The 14,512-nt window shown below is 67.5% G+C and carries 18 protein-coding genes; 10 read left to right on the plus strand and 8 right to left on the minus strand.

Annotation, left to right across the window (positions count from 1 at the left end; translation table 11 throughout):
* Window positions 1-12: 12 nt before the first annotated feature.
* Window positions 13-432 carry a cupin domain-containing protein gene (locus FQU96_RS36415; RefSeq protein WP_146546321.1) on the plus strand — a complete coding sequence of 140 codons (420 nt, stop codon included), beginning with the start codon at window positions 13-15 and terminating at the stop codon, window positions 430-432.
* A gap of 106 nt (window positions 433-538) precedes the next feature.
* Window positions 539-907: a hypothetical protein gene (locus FQU96_RS36420; protein WP_146546322.1), complete on the plus strand. Its 369-nt coding sequence runs from the start codon at window positions 539-541 to the stop codon at window positions 905-907.
* Window positions 908-1,139: 232 nt separating this feature from the next.
* On the opposite strand, the gene FQU96_RS36425 is transcribed toward FQU96_RS36420, so the two are convergent.
* Window positions 1,140-1,709 carry a fasciclin domain-containing protein gene (locus FQU96_RS36425; RefSeq protein ID WP_370461638.1) on the minus strand — a complete coding sequence of 190 codons (570 nt, stop codon included), beginning with the start codon at window positions 1,707-1,709 and terminating at the stop codon, window positions 1,140-1,142.
* 234 nt (window positions 1,710-1,943) lie between these two features.
* Between FQU96_RS36425 and FQU96_RS36430 the strand changes: the two genes are divergently transcribed.
* Entirely contained in the window at window positions 1,944-2,336 is a 393-nt protein-coding gene (locus tag FQU96_RS36430; RefSeq protein WP_255468772.1) for a DUF4279 domain-containing protein, read from the plus strand.
* A 20-nt stretch (window positions 2,337-2,356) separates the two neighbouring features.
* Here the strand turns inward: FQU96_RS36430 and FQU96_RS36435 are convergent, their stop codons facing one another.
* The gene (locus tag FQU96_RS36435; RefSeq protein WP_146546325.1) at window positions 2,357-3,064 is read right to left on the minus strand and encodes a hypothetical protein; all 708 of its coding nucleotides are present in this window, start codon (window positions 3,062-3,064) and stop codon (window positions 2,357-2,359) included.
* 365 nt (window positions 3,065-3,429) lie between these two features.
* Between FQU96_RS36435 and FQU96_RS36440 the strand changes: the two genes are divergently transcribed.
* From FQU96_RS36440 to FQU96_RS36455, 4 genes are all read left to right on the plus strand, one after another.
* Window positions 3,430-4,653, plus strand: a complete 1,224-nt coding sequence (locus FQU96_RS36440; protein ID WP_146546326.1) for an MFS transporter — start codon at window positions 3,430-3,432, stop codon at window positions 4,651-4,653.
* Window positions 4,654-4,788: 135 nt separating this feature from the next.
* Window positions 4,789-5,088, plus strand: coding sequence for a hypothetical protein (locus tag FQU96_RS36445; RefSeq protein WP_146546327.1), 300 nt, complete (start codon window positions 4,789-4,791; stop codon window positions 5,086-5,088).
* 78 nt (window positions 5,089-5,166) lie between these two features.
* Window positions 5,167-5,487 (plus strand): hypothetical protein, encoded by a 321-nt coding sequence (locus FQU96_RS36450; RefSeq protein WP_146546328.1) that lies wholly within the window; start codon window positions 5,167-5,169, stop codon window positions 5,485-5,487.
* A 66-nt stretch (window positions 5,488-5,553) separates the two neighbouring features.
* A complete protein-coding gene (locus FQU96_RS36455; RefSeq protein WP_146546329.1) occupies window positions 5,554-5,904 on the plus strand; it encodes a VOC family protein in 351 nt (116 codons plus the stop codon).
* Between the two features lie 34 nt (window positions 5,905-5,938).
* On the opposite strand, the gene FQU96_RS36460 is transcribed toward FQU96_RS36455, so the two are convergent.
* Window positions 5,939-6,754: an N-acyl homoserine lactonase family protein gene (locus tag FQU96_RS36460; protein WP_146546330.1), complete on the minus strand. Its 816-nt coding sequence runs from the start codon at window positions 6,752-6,754 to the stop codon at window positions 5,939-5,941.
* Between the two features lie 129 nt (window positions 6,755-6,883).
* On the opposite strand from FQU96_RS36460, the gene FQU96_RS36465 reads away from it, so the two are divergent.
* On the plus strand, window positions 6,884-7,291 hold the full coding sequence (locus FQU96_RS36465) for a peptidoglycan-binding protein (RefSeq protein ID WP_146546331.1): 408 nt from the start codon (window positions 6,884-6,886) through the stop codon (window positions 7,289-7,291).
* A 40-nt stretch (window positions 7,292-7,331) separates the two neighbouring features.
* Here the strand turns inward: FQU96_RS36465 and FQU96_RS36470 are convergent, their stop codons facing one another.
* From FQU96_RS36470 to FQU96_RS36490, 5 genes are all read right to left on the minus strand, one after another.
* Window positions 7,332-8,030, minus strand: a complete 699-nt coding sequence (locus FQU96_RS36470; RefSeq protein WP_146546332.1) for a TetR/AcrR family transcriptional regulator — start codon at window positions 8,028-8,030, stop codon at window positions 7,332-7,334.
* Window positions 8,027-8,881: a GNAT family N-acetyltransferase gene (locus FQU96_RS36475; protein WP_146546333.1), complete on the minus strand. Its 855-nt coding sequence runs from the start codon at window positions 8,879-8,881 to the stop codon at window positions 8,027-8,029. Before FQU96_RS36475 ends, FQU96_RS36470 begins: the two co-directional genes overlap by 4 nt.
* A 69-nt stretch (window positions 8,882-8,950) precedes the next feature.
* On the minus strand, window positions 8,951-9,988 hold the full coding sequence (locus FQU96_RS36480; RefSeq protein ID WP_146546334.1) for an NAD(P)-dependent oxidoreductase: 1,038 nt from the start codon (window positions 9,986-9,988) through the stop codon (window positions 8,951-8,953).
* Complete coding sequence (locus FQU96_RS36485; protein WP_146546335.1) at window positions 9,985-11,514, minus strand: mandelate racemase; 1,530 nt, start codon at window positions 11,512-11,514, stop codon at window positions 9,985-9,987. Before FQU96_RS36485 ends, FQU96_RS36480 begins: the two co-directional genes overlap by 4 nt.
* Before the next feature lie 103 nt (window positions 11,515-11,617).
* Window positions 11,618-12,448, minus strand: a complete 831-nt coding sequence (locus FQU96_RS36490) for a sugar phosphate isomerase/epimerase (RefSeq protein WP_146546336.1) — start codon at window positions 12,446-12,448, stop codon at window positions 11,618-11,620.
* A gap of 127 nt (window positions 12,449-12,575) precedes the next feature.
* On the opposite strand from FQU96_RS36490, the gene FQU96_RS36495 reads away from it, so the two are divergent.
* Complete coding sequence (locus FQU96_RS36495; RefSeq protein ID WP_255468768.1) at window positions 12,576-13,346, plus strand: ABC transporter permease; 771 nt, start codon at window positions 12,576-12,578, stop codon at window positions 13,344-13,346.
* A gap of 110 nt (window positions 13,347-13,456) precedes the next feature.
* A complete protein-coding gene (locus tag FQU96_RS36500; RefSeq protein ID WP_146546337.1) occupies window positions 13,457-14,461 on the plus strand; it encodes an ABC transporter substrate-binding protein in 1,005 nt (334 codons plus the stop codon).
* Window positions 14,462-14,512 lie beyond the last annotated feature (51 nt).

Consider the following 14,512-nt stretch of genomic DNA (forward strand, 5'->3'; position numbering starts at 1 on the left):
AGGACCTGAACCATGGCGACATCACGCATCCTGGCGGCGGCCGCGGCCGGCGCGCTCCTCCTGGCCGGCGGCTACGCGCTGGGCCAGGCCAAGACCGGCGGCGATACGGTGAAGCCGATCTTCGGCCAGAAGCTCAAGACCATGCCCGGCAAGAGCATGACGGCCATCACGGTCGACTATGCGCCGGGCGGCGCCTCGGGCAGCCATCGCCACGCCGACTCGGCCGAGATCTTCGCCTATGTGGTCGAAGGCTCGGTGCGCTCCAAGGTCAACGACGGGCCGGAGACCGTCTATACCGCCGGCCAGTTCTGGTACGAGCCGCCGGGCGCCCACCACAGCGTCAGCGCCAACGCCAGCACCACCAAGCCGGCGCGCATCCTGGCCGTAATCGTGGCCAACGACGGCGCCACGCTCACGACCTTCGACAAGTAGGTGCCCCGAGGGGCCATGCCCTGCGGCTATGGCCCCTCAAACTTTTTGCATTGCTGCGCGAGTGCCGGTGCGGGATGGATACCGGTGCATCTACCGGGGGGCAGCAATGATGCGAAACGTTGTGCGGGTGCTGGGGCCGGCGGCGGTTCTGGCCATTCTGTCGGGGCCGGCGCTGGCGCAGGACATCAGCTGGGCGGCCGGCACCTGGAAGGGCCGGCTCGAAAGTTTTCGCGGGCAAGATCCCGAGCGGGTGATGATCATCGACATTGCCGGCGGCAAGCCGACGTGCCGCTGGGGCGAGGGCTATCGGGCGAGCCCCGCGCCAGCCAGCTGCACCGTGACCGCCAACGAGATCAAGCTCACGACCGGTGCCAAGAATCCGGTCGAACTGCGCCGCGACGGCAAGGGCCTCGCCGGCACGTGGACCGGCGTCGGATCGGGTCGATCCTTCCGCGTGACGATGACGAAGGAGTAGCGCCGGCCGCGGCAGCAAAGGCAGAACGGCTTCACCACAGAGTCACAGAGGCGCACAGAGGGAAGAGATGGCGCCGAAGGCGCGCTGGTAATCTTCTCTGTGTTCCTCCGCGTCCTCTGTACCTCTGTGGTTGATCTTTCCGGCAGAACGCACGCGCACCATCGCGTGCGATCCGTGCGCTGCGGGGTCCCTCGCTTCGTTCAGGACCTTGCGGTGCGTCGATCAAGCGCCCTTATGGCAGCAGCACCTTGTCGACGACGTGGATCACGCCGTTCTTCTGGAAGACGTCGGCCTGCGTGACGGTCGACATGCCGCCCTTGGCATCGGTCAGCACGACCTTGCCGCCCTGGACACTGGCCGTCAGCGTATCGCCGGCGACGGTCTTGATGGTGTGCTTGCCGCCATCCTTGGTGATCATGCCCATCAGCGCCGCGGCATCCACCTTCGCCGCCACGACGTGATAGGTCAGGATCTTGGTGAGCTGGGCCTTGTTCTCCGGCTTGAGCAAGGTGTCGACGGTGCCCGGCGGCAGGGCCGCAAACGCCGCGTTGACCGGCGCGAAGACCGTGAACGGGCCGGGCCCCTTGAGCGTCTCGACCAGGCCCGCCGCCTTGACGGCAGCAACCAGCGTGGTGTGATCCTTCGAGTTCACGGCGTTGTCGATGATGTCCTTCGACGGATACATCGCCGCGCCACCCACCATCACCGTCTTCTCCTGCGCCACCGCGCCCGAGGGAACGATGGCGGTACAGGCCAGCGCGACGGCGAGCGCCGTGGACGCCAGAAATGCGTTCTTGATCAACATCAATGATGACTCCTCGATTGTGCGGCACCGGCGCAGCCGTTCGCGCCGTGCAGTCCCGAATACGGGTGCCCGCACCCATCGGATGACGCCACGGGCGCACAAGATCGTGATCAGCTTGGAGATCCGCGGATAACATCCGTGTTAGAGTCACCGCATGGTGGTGACCATACAGGATGACGATGAGCGCGCGCCTCAGCGCTTCAGCGTCCATTACTCGTCATTCATCCAACCATCGATCCGGCACAGATCGACACAGCCCTGAAGCTGGAGGGTCGCTCGCGACAACGCGCAGGAGATCCCCGCAAGACTCCGAACGGAACTCCTTTGCCCGGGACCTATCGAGATTCACGCTGGCGCCACGCTTGGGACTACCAGACGACGGGCCAGCACTTCGTCAACCAGATCGAGACACTGATCGACGGCCTGGAATCTCACAAAGTGTTTCTTGAGCATTTGCGATCCACCGGCGGGCAGATCCACGTCATTGTGCAATTCCTGGGTGACAAGGGATACTTCGGTGACAGCCTGCCGCACCACATGCTGGCACGGCTGGTTGAGCTTGGCGTCGATCTCGACATCGAATGCTACACTGTCCCGCAGACATCGATGACGACCTCCGGCTGATACAACTTCACCGGCCGTACTCAACGGCCCGACCATTCCGGCGGGCGCGTTGCGTTCATGTACTGCAACAGCGGATTGAAGGCGGTCTTCACGCGCGCCAGCTTGATGGCAAAGTGCTTGTTCTGGCGACAGAAGGCCTCGATCATCTCGAAGTGCTCGTCGTGGTACTCGCGCGAGAAGACGGCGAGATCACCGGTCACCTCGGCATCGTCGTGAATGTAGTCGAGCCGCGGGCGGCGGTTGATCTCGACCGAAAAGATGTTCGCGACCATGTTGGCGAGTTCCTCCTCGTCCTCCTCGCCCACCTTCATCCAGTTGCCCGACACCGCGCGCACGATATGGGTGAGCTCATGGACCAGCAGTTCGTGCGGCAGCTTGGCGACCGGGTAGGTCCCCCGAGGACCCCGGCAGCCGCCACCGACGAAAGGCGTGAACGATACGGTGCCGGTGAACAGGCCCCAGTCGCGCTTCGCCCAGGCATTGCAGGGCCCGCCCTGGCCGTCATAGGGGAAGATCAGCACCGGCTTGTTGTGAAAACGGATCATGGTGATCACGGCGTTGCCGGTGCGGGTCGCGCCCTCGAGGGCGCGCAGGATGCCGAGCACCGACGCGATGTATTGCCGGGCCTTGCGCTCATTCTTGATGCCGTCCGCCCGCACGACGATGGGACCCAGCCGCGCCTGGATGTCGGACGCCGCCTCGAACCAGTGCTCGCGCAGGAAGATCATGGCGTGCCCCCACCGCGCGACGGCCACTGCGCGCAGATTGACGCTCGATGACGCCGCAAGGGTGCGCGCGTGACCTGGCCCGCGATACTCCCATTTGGGAGTGGTGCGTTAGCCAGCCCGGAACAACACCAGCCTCCAGGCGCCCGGTCCTCCCGGGAGCGCGGGCGTCTCGCCCGCATTCTCCGGCGAACGCCTTACTGTCGCTGTGCGCACGGCGTCAGGACATGAGCGGGCGGGACGCCCGCGCTCCCAGGAAGCCAGTTGCGGAGCTGGCATGCCGATTGAGCGTTGGATAATGCGGCCCAACCCGCCACTATCGCGACATGCCGCAGCAGCCGGGACGGGCTGCGCGGCCGGGAGCGACCATGAAAGTCTCGTACGGCTGGGTGATCGTCGGTGTCGGCATGGTGGTGAGCTGCATCGGTTTCGGCGCGATGTTCTCGCTCGCGGTCTTCCTGAATCCGATCACCGAGGCGACCGGCTGGTCGCGCAGCGGCACCTCGGCGGCGGCGACACTGAATTTCCTGTGCATGGGCGTGGCGTCGTTCGGCTGGGGTGCGCTGTCGGACCGCTACGGCGCGCGCACCGTGGTGCTGCTGGGCGGCACGCTGCTGGCGATCGGCCTGGCGCTGGCCAGCCAGACCACGTCGCTGCTCGCCTTCCAGGTGCTGTTCGGCATGCTGGTGGGCGCGGCGGCCGGCGCCTTCTTCGCGCCGATGACGGCGCTGGCCATGGCCTGGATCGAGCACCGCCGCAATCTTGCGGCGGCACTGGTATCGGCCGGCATGGGCATGGGGTCGATGACCGTGGCGCCGCTGGCGCGCTGGATCATCACCAACCACGACTGGCGGCTGGCCATGCTGGTGCTGGCCGTCGTCGTCGCGGCGGTGATCCTGCCCGCCGCGTTCCTGCTGCGGCCGGCGCCGAGCGCGCCGGGTGTCAACGGCGCATCCGGCGCCGCTTCAGACGACCCCGGCATGACCGTGGCGCAGGCCCTGCGCACGCCGCAGTTCGCCATCATCGCGCTCACCTTCTTCGCTTGCTGCGCCACGCACTCCGGCCCGATCTTCCACATGGTGAGCTATGCCATGAGCTGCGGCGTGTCGGCGATGGCGGCCACCACGGTGCTGAGCACGGCGGGACTGGCGGGCCTCGCCGGCCGCCTCGGCGGCGGGCTGATCGCCGACCGCATCGGCGCCAAGCCCACCATCGTGATCGGCCTGGCGCTGCAGGCGGTCGCGGTGTCGCTCTATCTCGTGGTCTCCGAGCTGGGTGCCTTCTATGCGCTGTCGCTGCTGTTCGGCATCGCCTATGGCAGCGTCATGCCGCTCTACGCCGTGCTGGTGCGCACCTATTTCGGCGCCCGCATCATGGGCACGGTGTTCGGCGCGGTCTCCATGATCTCGGCCATGGGCATGGCGCTGGGCCCGTGGGCCGGCGGCTGGGTGTTCGATACGTTCGCCGGCTACAACTGGCTCTACATCGGCTCCCTGATCTTCGGTCTCTGTGCCGTGGCCATCGCGCTGACGTTCAAGCCGCCAGCGACTGCCGCGGCGCGGCCGGGTCAGCCGGTGCCACAGGCGTCCTGACGAGGACGTTCGCGACCACCACAAGGATTCGGTGGCAAAAAAAGATTCCGCCACCGTCGTCTTCGGGCGACCTGGATCGTCTCGGTGTCATGCGGTGACCGCTGCGCGCGGCACCCTGAACCGAGGAGAACGATCATGCACCGTTTGGCGACAACCCTGGCCAGCCTGCTCACACTGGCCGCCATCGCCGCGACGCCGGCGATGGCGCAGCAGCACACCGTCGAGTCCGACGATGCGGCCTATTGCAAGAAGCTGGCGAGCCTGCAGGAGCGCTACGGCCGCTCGGCCAACACCAGCAACAGCATGGACACCAACACCGCGCTCAACAGCTGCAGCAACGCCCGCGCCGCCGAGGCCATCGTGCACCTGGAGAAGCTGCTGAAGGCCGCCGGCTACAGCCTGCCCGAGCGCAGCGTGGGCAGCCGCCGCCACTAGGCCGCCGCAGGCGGCACCGGAACCGCCTGCCGGCCCGTGCGTAATCCTGATGGCTACCTGATTACAAGCGAGGCCATCATGACCCGCACGCTCATCGCTGCGCTGATCGCGGCCGTCACCGCGACGGCCATCATTCCCGCTCCGGCCAGCGCCGAGGATTGGCGGCACCAGGACCGCGATTATTGGCGCTGGAAGGACCGCAACCACGACGGTCGCGTCGACCGGCGCGACGAGCCCACCTATCGCTCGCAGCGGCACGACTACGATCGCCGCGGCACGACCTATCGGCCCGTGGGCCAATGCCGGTTCACGACCCGCCGCGGCTCGGTCGCCGGCTACGTGCCGGAAGGCAAGGACCGTTGCTGCATCGAGACCCGGCAAGGCGTGTCCTGCCAGTAGGTTCTGGCCGGGCTCGTGCTATAGGCTCGCCTCGGCGCGGCATTCGCCGCGCGACAGAGGTCGCGTATGAACGTCAAACGGATCGTCGCCAATGTCGCGGCGCAAGACATCACCGCGGCGCGCCGCTTCTATCAGGACGTGCTGGGCCTGGACCTGATGATGGACCACGGCTGGATCGCCACGTATGGATCACGCCAGACGATGAGCGTGCAGATCAGCGTCGCGACCGAGGGTGGATCGGGCACGCCCGTGCCTGATCTGTCGATCGAGGTCGACGATCTCGACGCGGCGCTGGCGCGCATGCGGCAGGCGAACATCGCCATCGAATACGGGCCGGCCGACGAGCCGTGGGGCGTGCGCCGGTTCTACGTGCGCGATCCGTTCGGCAAGCTGCTGAACATTCTCGAGCACACGTGATCCCGTGACACGGACGCCCGCACGCCCAGGGGGATCAGTCGTAGAACTGGGGTGAGCGTTTCTGGCTCAGGCTCTGCGGCTTGTCGTGGTTGATCCAGAGCTGTGCCTTCTTTTCCGCCAGCAGGTCGGCGATGCGCTTGTAGGACGCCTGGGTCTGCTCGGCGCTGGTGTTCATCGAGGCCACGCGGCGGTGGTCCCAGTTGTCCTTGAAGTGCGCGGCATCGCCGCTCAGCACCACCCAGCCGGTCTTGGCCAGATGCACCAGCAGCGACTGGTGTCCGGGCGTGTGCCCCGGCGTCGCGATGACGACAACGCTGCCGTCGCCGAACACATCGAGGTCACCCTCCAGCTTGCGCAGCGGCCGGTCGGCCTTGAACGGCGGTCTCTTGTCGGGCGCGAAGGCCCAGTCGAACTCGGCCTTCTGGATCAGGAGCGTCGACTGCTCGAACAGGTCGACGTTGCCGACGTGATCGCCATGCGTGTGCGAGACGGCGACGAAACGGATGTCGGACGGCTTCACGCCGACCTCGGCAAGTTGCGCCACCAGGGTCTTGGCCCGCGTCGCGGTGCCGACCGGCGTCGTCACCGGCCCGGCCGCGACGGAGTCGGGATAGCCGGTGTCCCACAGCAGCCACTCATTGCCATGGCGGATCAGGTAGCAATTGTCGGAGAGCTCGATCGGCTTGCCGACATTGACGCCGGGCGACCAGCGCGACTGGTCTGACGCGGCGTTATGGCCGCAATCCATGACGTAGAGCCGATCGACGGTCCGCGCTGCGGCACCTGACGCGACAATCGCGAGCGCGGCGAGCGCCGCCGACAGCCGCACCGCCAACCTGTAAGCACGCATGTCGGCCTCCCCTGCGGTTGACCCCTATCACAGACATGCAGCTTCCCAGGTTTCGGTGCGCGCTTCCAGGGCGTGGAATAAGCGAAACCGGCAGGTGTCTACCGCTTCAGCCCATTCGCAGGAGGCACCATGAAACTGAAATCGATCGTGTTCCGCGGCGACAAGCGCCTTGAGCTTGCCGCCAGCAACGCGCCGCCGATGCGCCTGCCCGAACGCCACCCGTCCGTCGAAAAGCTGAAAATCTCGCTGTACGGGTGGGGTCATTTGAAGCGGCTGTTTCCCCTCAGTCCGGTATACGACGCGGAGTTCAAGGAGGGCGTAAAATCGTTCCAGCGCAGCATGGGCCTGAAGGATGACGGGGTCGTGGGACACTTCACCATGACCAGGCTCGACGAACTCGAGCATCTCAGCGAGATGCCCGGGGTGAGGGATATTCTGCCGACGCCCGGCGTCGGTCCCTGGGGGCCCTATATCGGGGTTTCCGAGCGAGCGACGCGCCGGCTGGAGGCCAAGCAGATGCAATCGCGCGTCGCGTAACGGCGCCGACGTACCTGCTCGCCTGCTCGCCGCCTTGCCGCTAGGCGCGCAGGTAACCCAGGATGACGTCGACGACGTGGCGTTCGCGCTGCGCCAGCGCCGGCGTCGCCAGCAGGTCGCGGTCGAAGATGGTCGACAGCGTGTGGATGTTGGAGAAGTAGAAGTAGCAGACGCCGGCGATCGACATGTAGAGCTGCATCGGATCGACGCCGGCGCGGAACAGGCCGCTCGCGCGGCCGCGGCGCAGCACGCGGCCCAGGGCTTCGATCAATGGGCTGTTGATCGCCTTCACCCGCGGCGAGCGGCGGATGTGCCGCGCCCGGTGCAGGTTCTCGCTGTTGAGCAGCACGATGAAATGCGGGTTGGCCAGGAAGTAGCGGAAGGTGAAATGCATCAGGCGGCGCATGGCCTGCACCGGTTGCAGGTCATCGAGGTGCAACGCCTCTTCCTGGGTGCGGATGTGGGCGTAGGTGTTCTCCATCACCGCCAGGAACAGGCCCTCCTTGTTGCCGAAGTAATGATAGAGCATGCGCTTGTTGGCGCCGGCGCGCCGCGCAATGGCATCGACGCGGGCGCCGCCCAGGCCGCGCTGGGAGAATTCCCCGGTCGCCGCCTCCAGGATGCGCGCCTTGGTGCGCTCGGGATCGCGCGTGCGGGCATTGCCGTTGCCATCGGCGATCTTGCGCTTGCGGTTGGGGCGCTTGGCCGCGGCGGGGCGCTGGCGTTTGGCGAGCGTCATGCGAGCTCCGCACCGGCGAGCGCGATGATGGCGCCGTCGTTCTCCAAGCCGGGCAGATCGCCCTTCAGCATGCGGATGAAATAGCGCGGCGACGTGGCACCGCAGGCGCGCAGGAAATCCGCGACGGCGGCGTGGCTGTCGGGCACATCCATCAGGAACGGGCCGGGTGCGGCGGCCAGGGCCCGGCTGGCGAGCGCCAGGCCGATCGTCGCGTCGGCGGCCACCACGGGGCCGATCGAGGTGGCGGTCCGGCCCTCGCGGCCCACGACGTAACCCGCGACACCGCCATCGGCGCGCTCGGCGAGCCAGGCGAGATCGGGACGCCGCCCGCGCAGATGCGCCAGAATGTAACCGCGCTGCATGACGCTGTGCGTGGTGTCGAAGGCGGCGACGCGCGCGTCGTCGGCCTCGGTCATCGGCCGCAGGCGCACGCCCGACGGCGGCGGTAAGGCAGCGCCGGCCTGCGCGATGTGCCAGCGCGAGATGCGGTAGAGATCGCGAAAGCCCAGCGGCAGGTAGACCGGCCGGCCGAGTTCGGTGGCGTCGAGGCCGGCGGCGGCGCCCTGCGCCTCGACGTGCTCCAGGCAGCGGCGCAGCAGCCGCGTGCCCAGGCCGAGCCGGCGCCGCTTCTGCGTCACCAGCACCATGCTCAGCCACGACAGGTCAGGCCCCAGCGGCAAGGCCAGCGCGCTCGCCACCCAGCTTCCGTCGTCGTCGGCGACGCCGATGGCGCGGCCGTGACCCAGCATGAAGCGCCAGTCGATGACATTCTGGTTCCAGCCCGCCTCGATCGACAGCGGCCACGCCGCCTCGGCGTCCGCGGGCCGCAGGTCGCGCTCGGTGAGGGTCAACGTTCCCTCCCTCAACGCAGTCGGGGGCGGCGCCTGAAGGGGCGCCCCTCCACTGCGTGGGAAGGAAGATCAATATTTCCCATCGCGGACCTCGTAGTGGGTCGGCTTGTCCAGGGTCGGCATGGCGCGGGTGAGCCAGTCGGCGGTCCAGTCGATCATCGTGCCGATCGGCACACGCGGCGCGCCGAGCTCGGCCACCATGCGCCGGGCGTTGTTGATCCAGCCGGTCGGCGCCTCGCTGCCGACCAGCCGCGGCGACTTGCCCAGACGGCGACCGAACTCGGTGGCGAGCCAGCGTACGCTGAGCGTCTCGGGGCCGGTGACGTTGAGCGGCGAGGTCGGTGCCGTGGTGTGCGCCAGGGCGCGCAACACCATGCTGTTGGCGTCGCCCTGCCAGATCACGTTGACGTGGCCCATGGTGATGTCGATGTCCTCGCCGCCCTGCACTTTGCGGGCGATGTCATGCAGCACGCCGTAGCGCATGTCGATGGCGTAGTTCAGCCGGATCAGGCGGCCCGGCGTGCCGTGCGCCCGCGAGGCATGCTGGAACATGTGCTCGCGGCCGACACAGGACCAGGCATAGTCGCCCGACGGCGGCACCGGCGGCACGTCCTCCGTCGCACCGCCGCCCTCGACGTCGACGAAGGGATAAACGCAGCCGGTGGAGAAGGCGACGATGCGCGACGTGGTGAAGGTCTCGGCCACCAACGCCGGCACCAGCACGTTCATCGCCCAGGTCAGCGGCTCGTTGCCGGTGGCGCCGAACTTGTGGCCGGCCATGAACACGATGTTGGGCACCTTCGGCAGCGCGGCGACGGCGGCGCGGTCGAGCAGGTTGCAGGCGACGGTCTCGATGCCGTGCGCCTGCAGGCCCTCGCGCAGGCCTGCCTCGCTGAAGCGCGCGACGCCGATCACGCGGCGGTCCGGCGCGGCGCGCTTGGCCAGGCGCGCCAAGGTCGGGCCCATCTTGCCGCCGACGCCCAGCACCATGATGTCACCCGGCGCCCGGGCGAGATCGGCCACCAGTGCCGGCGTCGGCTCGGTCATGAAATCTTCCACTGCCGCAACATCGGCGAAGCGCGTGGGCAGGGTCTGGGCGGTGGTCATGACTTACCTTTGATGTCTGTTGGTTCCTGGGAGCGCGGGCCTCCGGCCCGCTCATGAGCGGGCGGGACGCCCGCGCTCCCAGGTACGAGGCGCGCCTTCGGGGCGGCGGGCATCGGGCGCAGGGCGGCGATGTCGGTGTCGCCGCCGACGGCGAAGCCAGGACAGGCGAGCGAGCCCAGCTGCAAGGTGCCGCCGGTGATGCGCAGGCGGGCCGCGCCGCCGCTGCGGTCGTAGAGATCGGGGTGCGCGGCGGCAAACGACGCCTGCTCGGCGTCGGGCGCGAACGACATGCCGTCGATGAAATGATGCCCGTTGCGCTCGACATGGGTCAGGCCCAGCAGCGACACCAGCGCCAGGTCCTGCTGCACGGAGATGCCGGCCAGTGTCGTGAGATCCTCGGCCGACATGAAATAGCGCGCCGCGCCAGCCGCCTTGTTGAGCCGCGCCACGCGCGCGGCATTGAGGATCGACTTGTAGAAGCCCTTGCAGTTCTTGCTCGAGACGCCGGCATAGCCCAGCGCCCGCGCGGCGGGGAACGTGCCCAGCTCGCCGTCCGACTCGTCGACGATCAGCGCCTTGCGCTGGGCCAGCGACTCGACGGATCTGGACAGCGCCACGGCGCGCTTGATCGGCTGCTCGATGAACAGGATGCGCGCGACCAGGCTGCTCAAATCAGGCGTTTCTTCCATGCGCCGCCACAGCGCGGCAATGCCCTCGACATCGTCATACTGCTCGTTGCCGTCGAGCGTGGCGCGATAGTCGCCGGCATCTCGGTCGAGCACGGCGGCGATGCGCGACAGGCGATCGAGATCGGCCGCGATGTCGCCGCCGACCTTGAGCTTGTAGTAGCGGCCACGGTAGTGGCGCACGACCTCTTCCAGGGTCTCGGGCAGGCCGTCATCGACGCGCTCGCCGGGCTTCTGGTCGGCCGCGACGATGGGATCGACCAGGCCCACGGTGTGGCGCACGTCGATGGCGGCACCCGGCCTGAGGCCGGCAAGGAAGGTATCGAGGTCGGTGTCGGCCAGATCCGGCGTCAGGTCGGTGGCGCGGATGCCCGGCACGTTGCGCCGGATCATGTCGGCAAACGACCAGCCGCCGGCGCGGCCCAGCGCATCGAGGATGGCGCGGTCGAGCAATGCCGGACCATACGATGCCACCAGCGGCACGAGGTCAAGCGCGGCACCGCGCATCAGCTGCTCGCGGTAGCTATCAGCGTAGAGGCCGAACGCGGTGCTCCAGCCGCGGGCGCGGTAGAGGTCGATGGCGATGTCGAGCGCCTGGCGCAGCTGGTCGAGGTTCTGGGCGTCGCTGTAGGCCAGGTTCTTGTCGAACCACTTGGCCGCCAGCGTTTCGGCCGCGATGCCGGTCGCCGTGCGCCCGTCGGGCAACGCGATGGTGGCGCGGATCACCGCCTGGGTCGAGTGCGTGACGGTGATCACGCCGAAGCGGAACGGCAGGCGCAGAGTCACATCGCGTTCGTAGCGCTCGACCGCCTCAAGGCGCAGCTGGGGGATGTTGTTCATGGTCCAATCACTCTTTTCCAGGCGTCCCCTGTCATCCCGAGCGCAGCGAGGGATCCAGAATTGCGCCTGGATCCCTCGCTGCGCTCGGGATGACAGATGACGCTCATGCCAACGTCTCCAGGATGCCCTTGACGTAGCCGATCGCGCGGGCGGCGCAGGTCGGACCGTCGGGATGATAGTCGAACGGCTCCATCGCCACCCAGCCGTCGTAGCCGCCGTCCTGCAGCGCCTGCAGCACCGGCGCGAAGCGGTCGTCGCCCTGGCCGGGGCCGCGGCGGTTGCGGTCGTTGAGCTGGATGTGCGCCATCTGCCCGGTGGGCAGCCAGCGCCGCAACGCGTCGGCCACCGGCTCGGGCTCCATCAGGCTGGCGGCGCAGGTGTCGATCATGGTGCGCAACGCCGGATTGCCGATGCGCTGCACGATCGCGCTCGCCTGCGCCAGCGTGTTGACGAAATCGGCCTCCGGCTGGGCCAGCGGCTCGATGCAGTAGATCACGCCCGCCTTTCGCGCATCATCGGCGATGGCGGCCCACGCCGCCTCGCCGCGCGCCGCAGCCGCCGCCGGATCGGCCTGGTCACCGACACGGCGCTGCGCCGGCGAGCCGTGCACGAGGTAGGCGCCGCCCAGCTCGGCGCAGAGATCGATCAGGCGGCGCAGCACGTCGACCGTGCGATCCCAGGTCGGCTTGTCGGCCGACGTGATCGACAGGCCGGGCGGACTGACCAGCAGCCAGTGCAGGCCGCTCACCACCACGCCGGCATCGCTGAGCGCACGACGCCATGCCGCGCGTTCGGACGCTGACGCCGTCCACGCCGCTTCGCCCAAGGTGAAGGGCGCAACCTCGAGGCCGGCATAGCCCAACGCCGCCGCCAGCGCGCACTGCCGCTCGAACGGCAGTTCGCGGATCACCTCATTGCACAGCGACAGGCGCATCGGTGTCTCTCTTGACGGACGTCGGTGTTATCGTCAGTCTGGCGCAAGTAACCAAACCGTTACTTAACGACTCTACGCCAAAGGGGGAAGCGATGAAAGATCCCTCGCCGTGTTCGGAGTGATATCGGTGGGCAACAAGGTCTCGCGGTGGCTGCAGGACAACTGGCCGGCGATGGCGCTGTTCGTCGGCCTGATCGTCGTGTGGCAGCTGGCCGTCAGCGTGCTCAACATCCGCGAATACATCCTGCCCAGCCCGATGGCTGTGCTGCGCGCCTTCATCGAACCCGAGACCCAATGGTGGCCGCATCTGTGGGTGACGACGGTCGAGATCATCGGCGCGTTCGTACTGGCTGGCGGCATCGGCGTGGCGCTGGGCGTGGCCATCGCCTGGTCACCGCGGCTGGCCAGCGCCCTGGTGCCATTCCTGGTGTTCGTGAACACCTTGCCGAAGGTGGCGGTGGCGCCGCTGTTCCTGCTGTGGCTGGGCTACGGCATCGTGCCCAACATGCTGATCGGCGCGCTGATTGGCTTCTTCCCGGTGGTCATCAACACCGCGGTTGGCCTGTCGCAGGTCGATCCCGAAATGCTCGACCTGGGCCGCGTCTTTTCGGCGCCGAAATGGAAGATCTTCGCCAAGATCCGGCTGCCCAACGCGCTGCCCTACATCCTGAGCGCGCTCAAGATCACGGCGACATCGGCGGTGGTCGGCGCCATCGTCGGCGAGTTCGTCGCCTCGCAGAAGGGGCTGGGCTACGTCATCATCACCACGCAAAGCAGCATGAACACGCCGCTGGCCTTCGGCGCGCTGGTCTGGGTGTCGATCGTCGGGCTGGCGCTCTACGGCGCCGTCGTCGCCGTCGCCCGCTGGGCCGCGCCGTGGGCCGAAACAACGCAATGAAACCACGTCATACCGAGCGCAGCGAGGGATCTCGCGCAACAGGTGTCTCCGTTTTCAGGGGACCCTTCGCTGCGCTCGGGATGACACCATTTGAAAATAAGGAGACTGCCATGGGATGGATCGCACGCACGGCCGGTGCCGTTGCCATAAGCCTCGCCGTCGCGGCGCCGGCGACGGCACAGCCGCTGGAGAAGTTCACCTTCGCGCTGAACTGGTTCGCCGTCGGCGACCACGCGGCCTACTGGGTGGCGCTGGAGAAGGGCTACTACAAGGCCAAGGGACTGGATGTCACCCTGGAGAACTCCAAGGGCTCGGGAGACTCGATCGCCAAGGTCGATTCCGGCCGCGCCGATGCCGGTCTCGCCGACGCCGCCGTGGTGATCGCCTCGATCGCGCGCGGCACGACGATCAAGGATGTCGGCATGGTGTTCGACAAGACGCCGCTGAACTTCTTCAGCGCCAAGAGCGCGGCGATCACGAAGCCCAAGGACCTCGAGGGCAAGACGGCGGCGGCACCGCCGGGCGACAGCCAGCGCCAGGTCTTCCCGGCCTTTGCCAAGCTGCACGGCATCGACGCCAGCAAGGTGAGCTGGGTGAACATCGAGCCGGCGGCCAAGATCGCGGCATTGGCCGAGAAGCGCGTCGACACGGTGGGCGACTACAGCACCGGCCTGCCGCTCTATGAGAAGGCAATGGGCGCCGGCAACGTGGTGATGCTGTCGTGGGCCGATTTCGGCTTCGACATGTACAGCATGTCGATCATGGCCAGCGACAAGACCATGAAGGAGCGCGGCAAGGCGCTGAAGGCGTTTCTCGAAGCCTCGTACATGGGCTGGCGCGACGTGATGGCCGATCCCAAGGCGGCGCTGGCCATCCTCAAGAAGCGCGTGCCCGAAGTCGACCTGTCGGTGATCGAGCCCAACATGATGATCGGGCTGTCGCTGATGAAGACCGAGCGCTACGCCAAGAACGGCATCGGCTGGATCGACGAGAAGAAGATGTGCGACTCGGTCGAGCTGGTGAACACCTACATGGGCCTGCCCAAGAAGGTCGACTGCAAGGCGACATTCACCACCGAGTTCTTCACCAAGGTCGAGATGCCGGCCGGACGGTAGATGTTTTTCCTCCCCACGCAGTGGGGAGGTGCCCCGAAGGGGCGGAGGGGA

It is taken from the genome of Reyranella sp. CPCC 100927 (assembly GCF_007859315.1).
Taxonomy (GTDB): Bacteria; Pseudomonadota; Alphaproteobacteria; order Reyranellales; family Reyranellaceae; genus Vineibacter.

Coding starts and splice junctions, on each gene's coding strand:
- FQU96_RS36415 (WP_146546321.1), top strand. CDS start 13: ATGGCGACATCACGCATCCTGGCGGCGGCCGCGGCCGGCGCGCTCCTC.
- FQU96_RS36420 (WP_146546322.1), top strand. CDS start 539: ATGATGCGAAACGTTGTGCGGGTGCTGGGGCCGGCGGCGGTTCTGGCC.
- FQU96_RS36435 (WP_146546325.1), bottom strand. CDS start 3,064: ATGATCTTCCTGCGCGAGCACTGGTTCGAGGCGGCGTCCGACATCCAG.
- FQU96_RS36440 (WP_146546326.1), top strand. CDS start 3,430: ATGAAAGTCTCGTACGGCTGGGTGATCGTCGGTGTCGGCATGGTGGTG.
- FQU96_RS36445 (WP_146546327.1), top strand. CDS start 4,789: ATGCACCGTTTGGCGACAACCCTGGCCAGCCTGCTCACACTGGCCGCC.
- FQU96_RS36450 (WP_146546328.1), top strand. CDS start 5,167: ATGACCCGCACGCTCATCGCTGCGCTGATCGCGGCCGTCACCGCGACG.
- FQU96_RS36455 (WP_146546329.1), top strand. CDS start 5,554: ATGAACGTCAAACGGATCGTCGCCAATGTCGCGGCGCAAGACATCACC.
- FQU96_RS36460 (WP_146546330.1), bottom strand. CDS start 6,754: ATGCGTGCTTACAGGTTGGCGGTGCGGCTGTCGGCGGCGCTCGCCGCG.
- FQU96_RS36465 (WP_146546331.1), top strand. CDS start 6,884: ATGAAACTGAAATCGATCGTGTTCCGCGGCGACAAGCGCCTTGAGCTT.
- FQU96_RS36470 (WP_146546332.1), bottom strand. CDS start 8,030: ATGACGCTCGCCAAACGCCAGCGCCCCGCCGCGGCCAAGCGCCCCAAC.
- FQU96_RS36480 (WP_146546334.1), bottom strand. CDS start 9,988: ATGACCACCGCCCAGACCCTGCCCACGCGCTTCGCCGATGTTGCGGCA.
- FQU96_RS36485 (WP_146546335.1), bottom strand. CDS start 11,514: ATGAACAACATCCCCCAGCTGCGCCTTGAGGCGGTCGAGCGCTACGAA.
- FQU96_RS36490 (WP_146546336.1), bottom strand. CDS start 12,448: ATGCGCCTGTCGCTGTGCAATGAGGTGATCCGCGAACTGCCGTTCGAG.
- FQU96_RS36500 (WP_146546337.1), top strand. CDS start 13,457: ATGGGATGGATCGCACGCACGGCCGGTGCCGTTGCCATAAGCCTCGCC.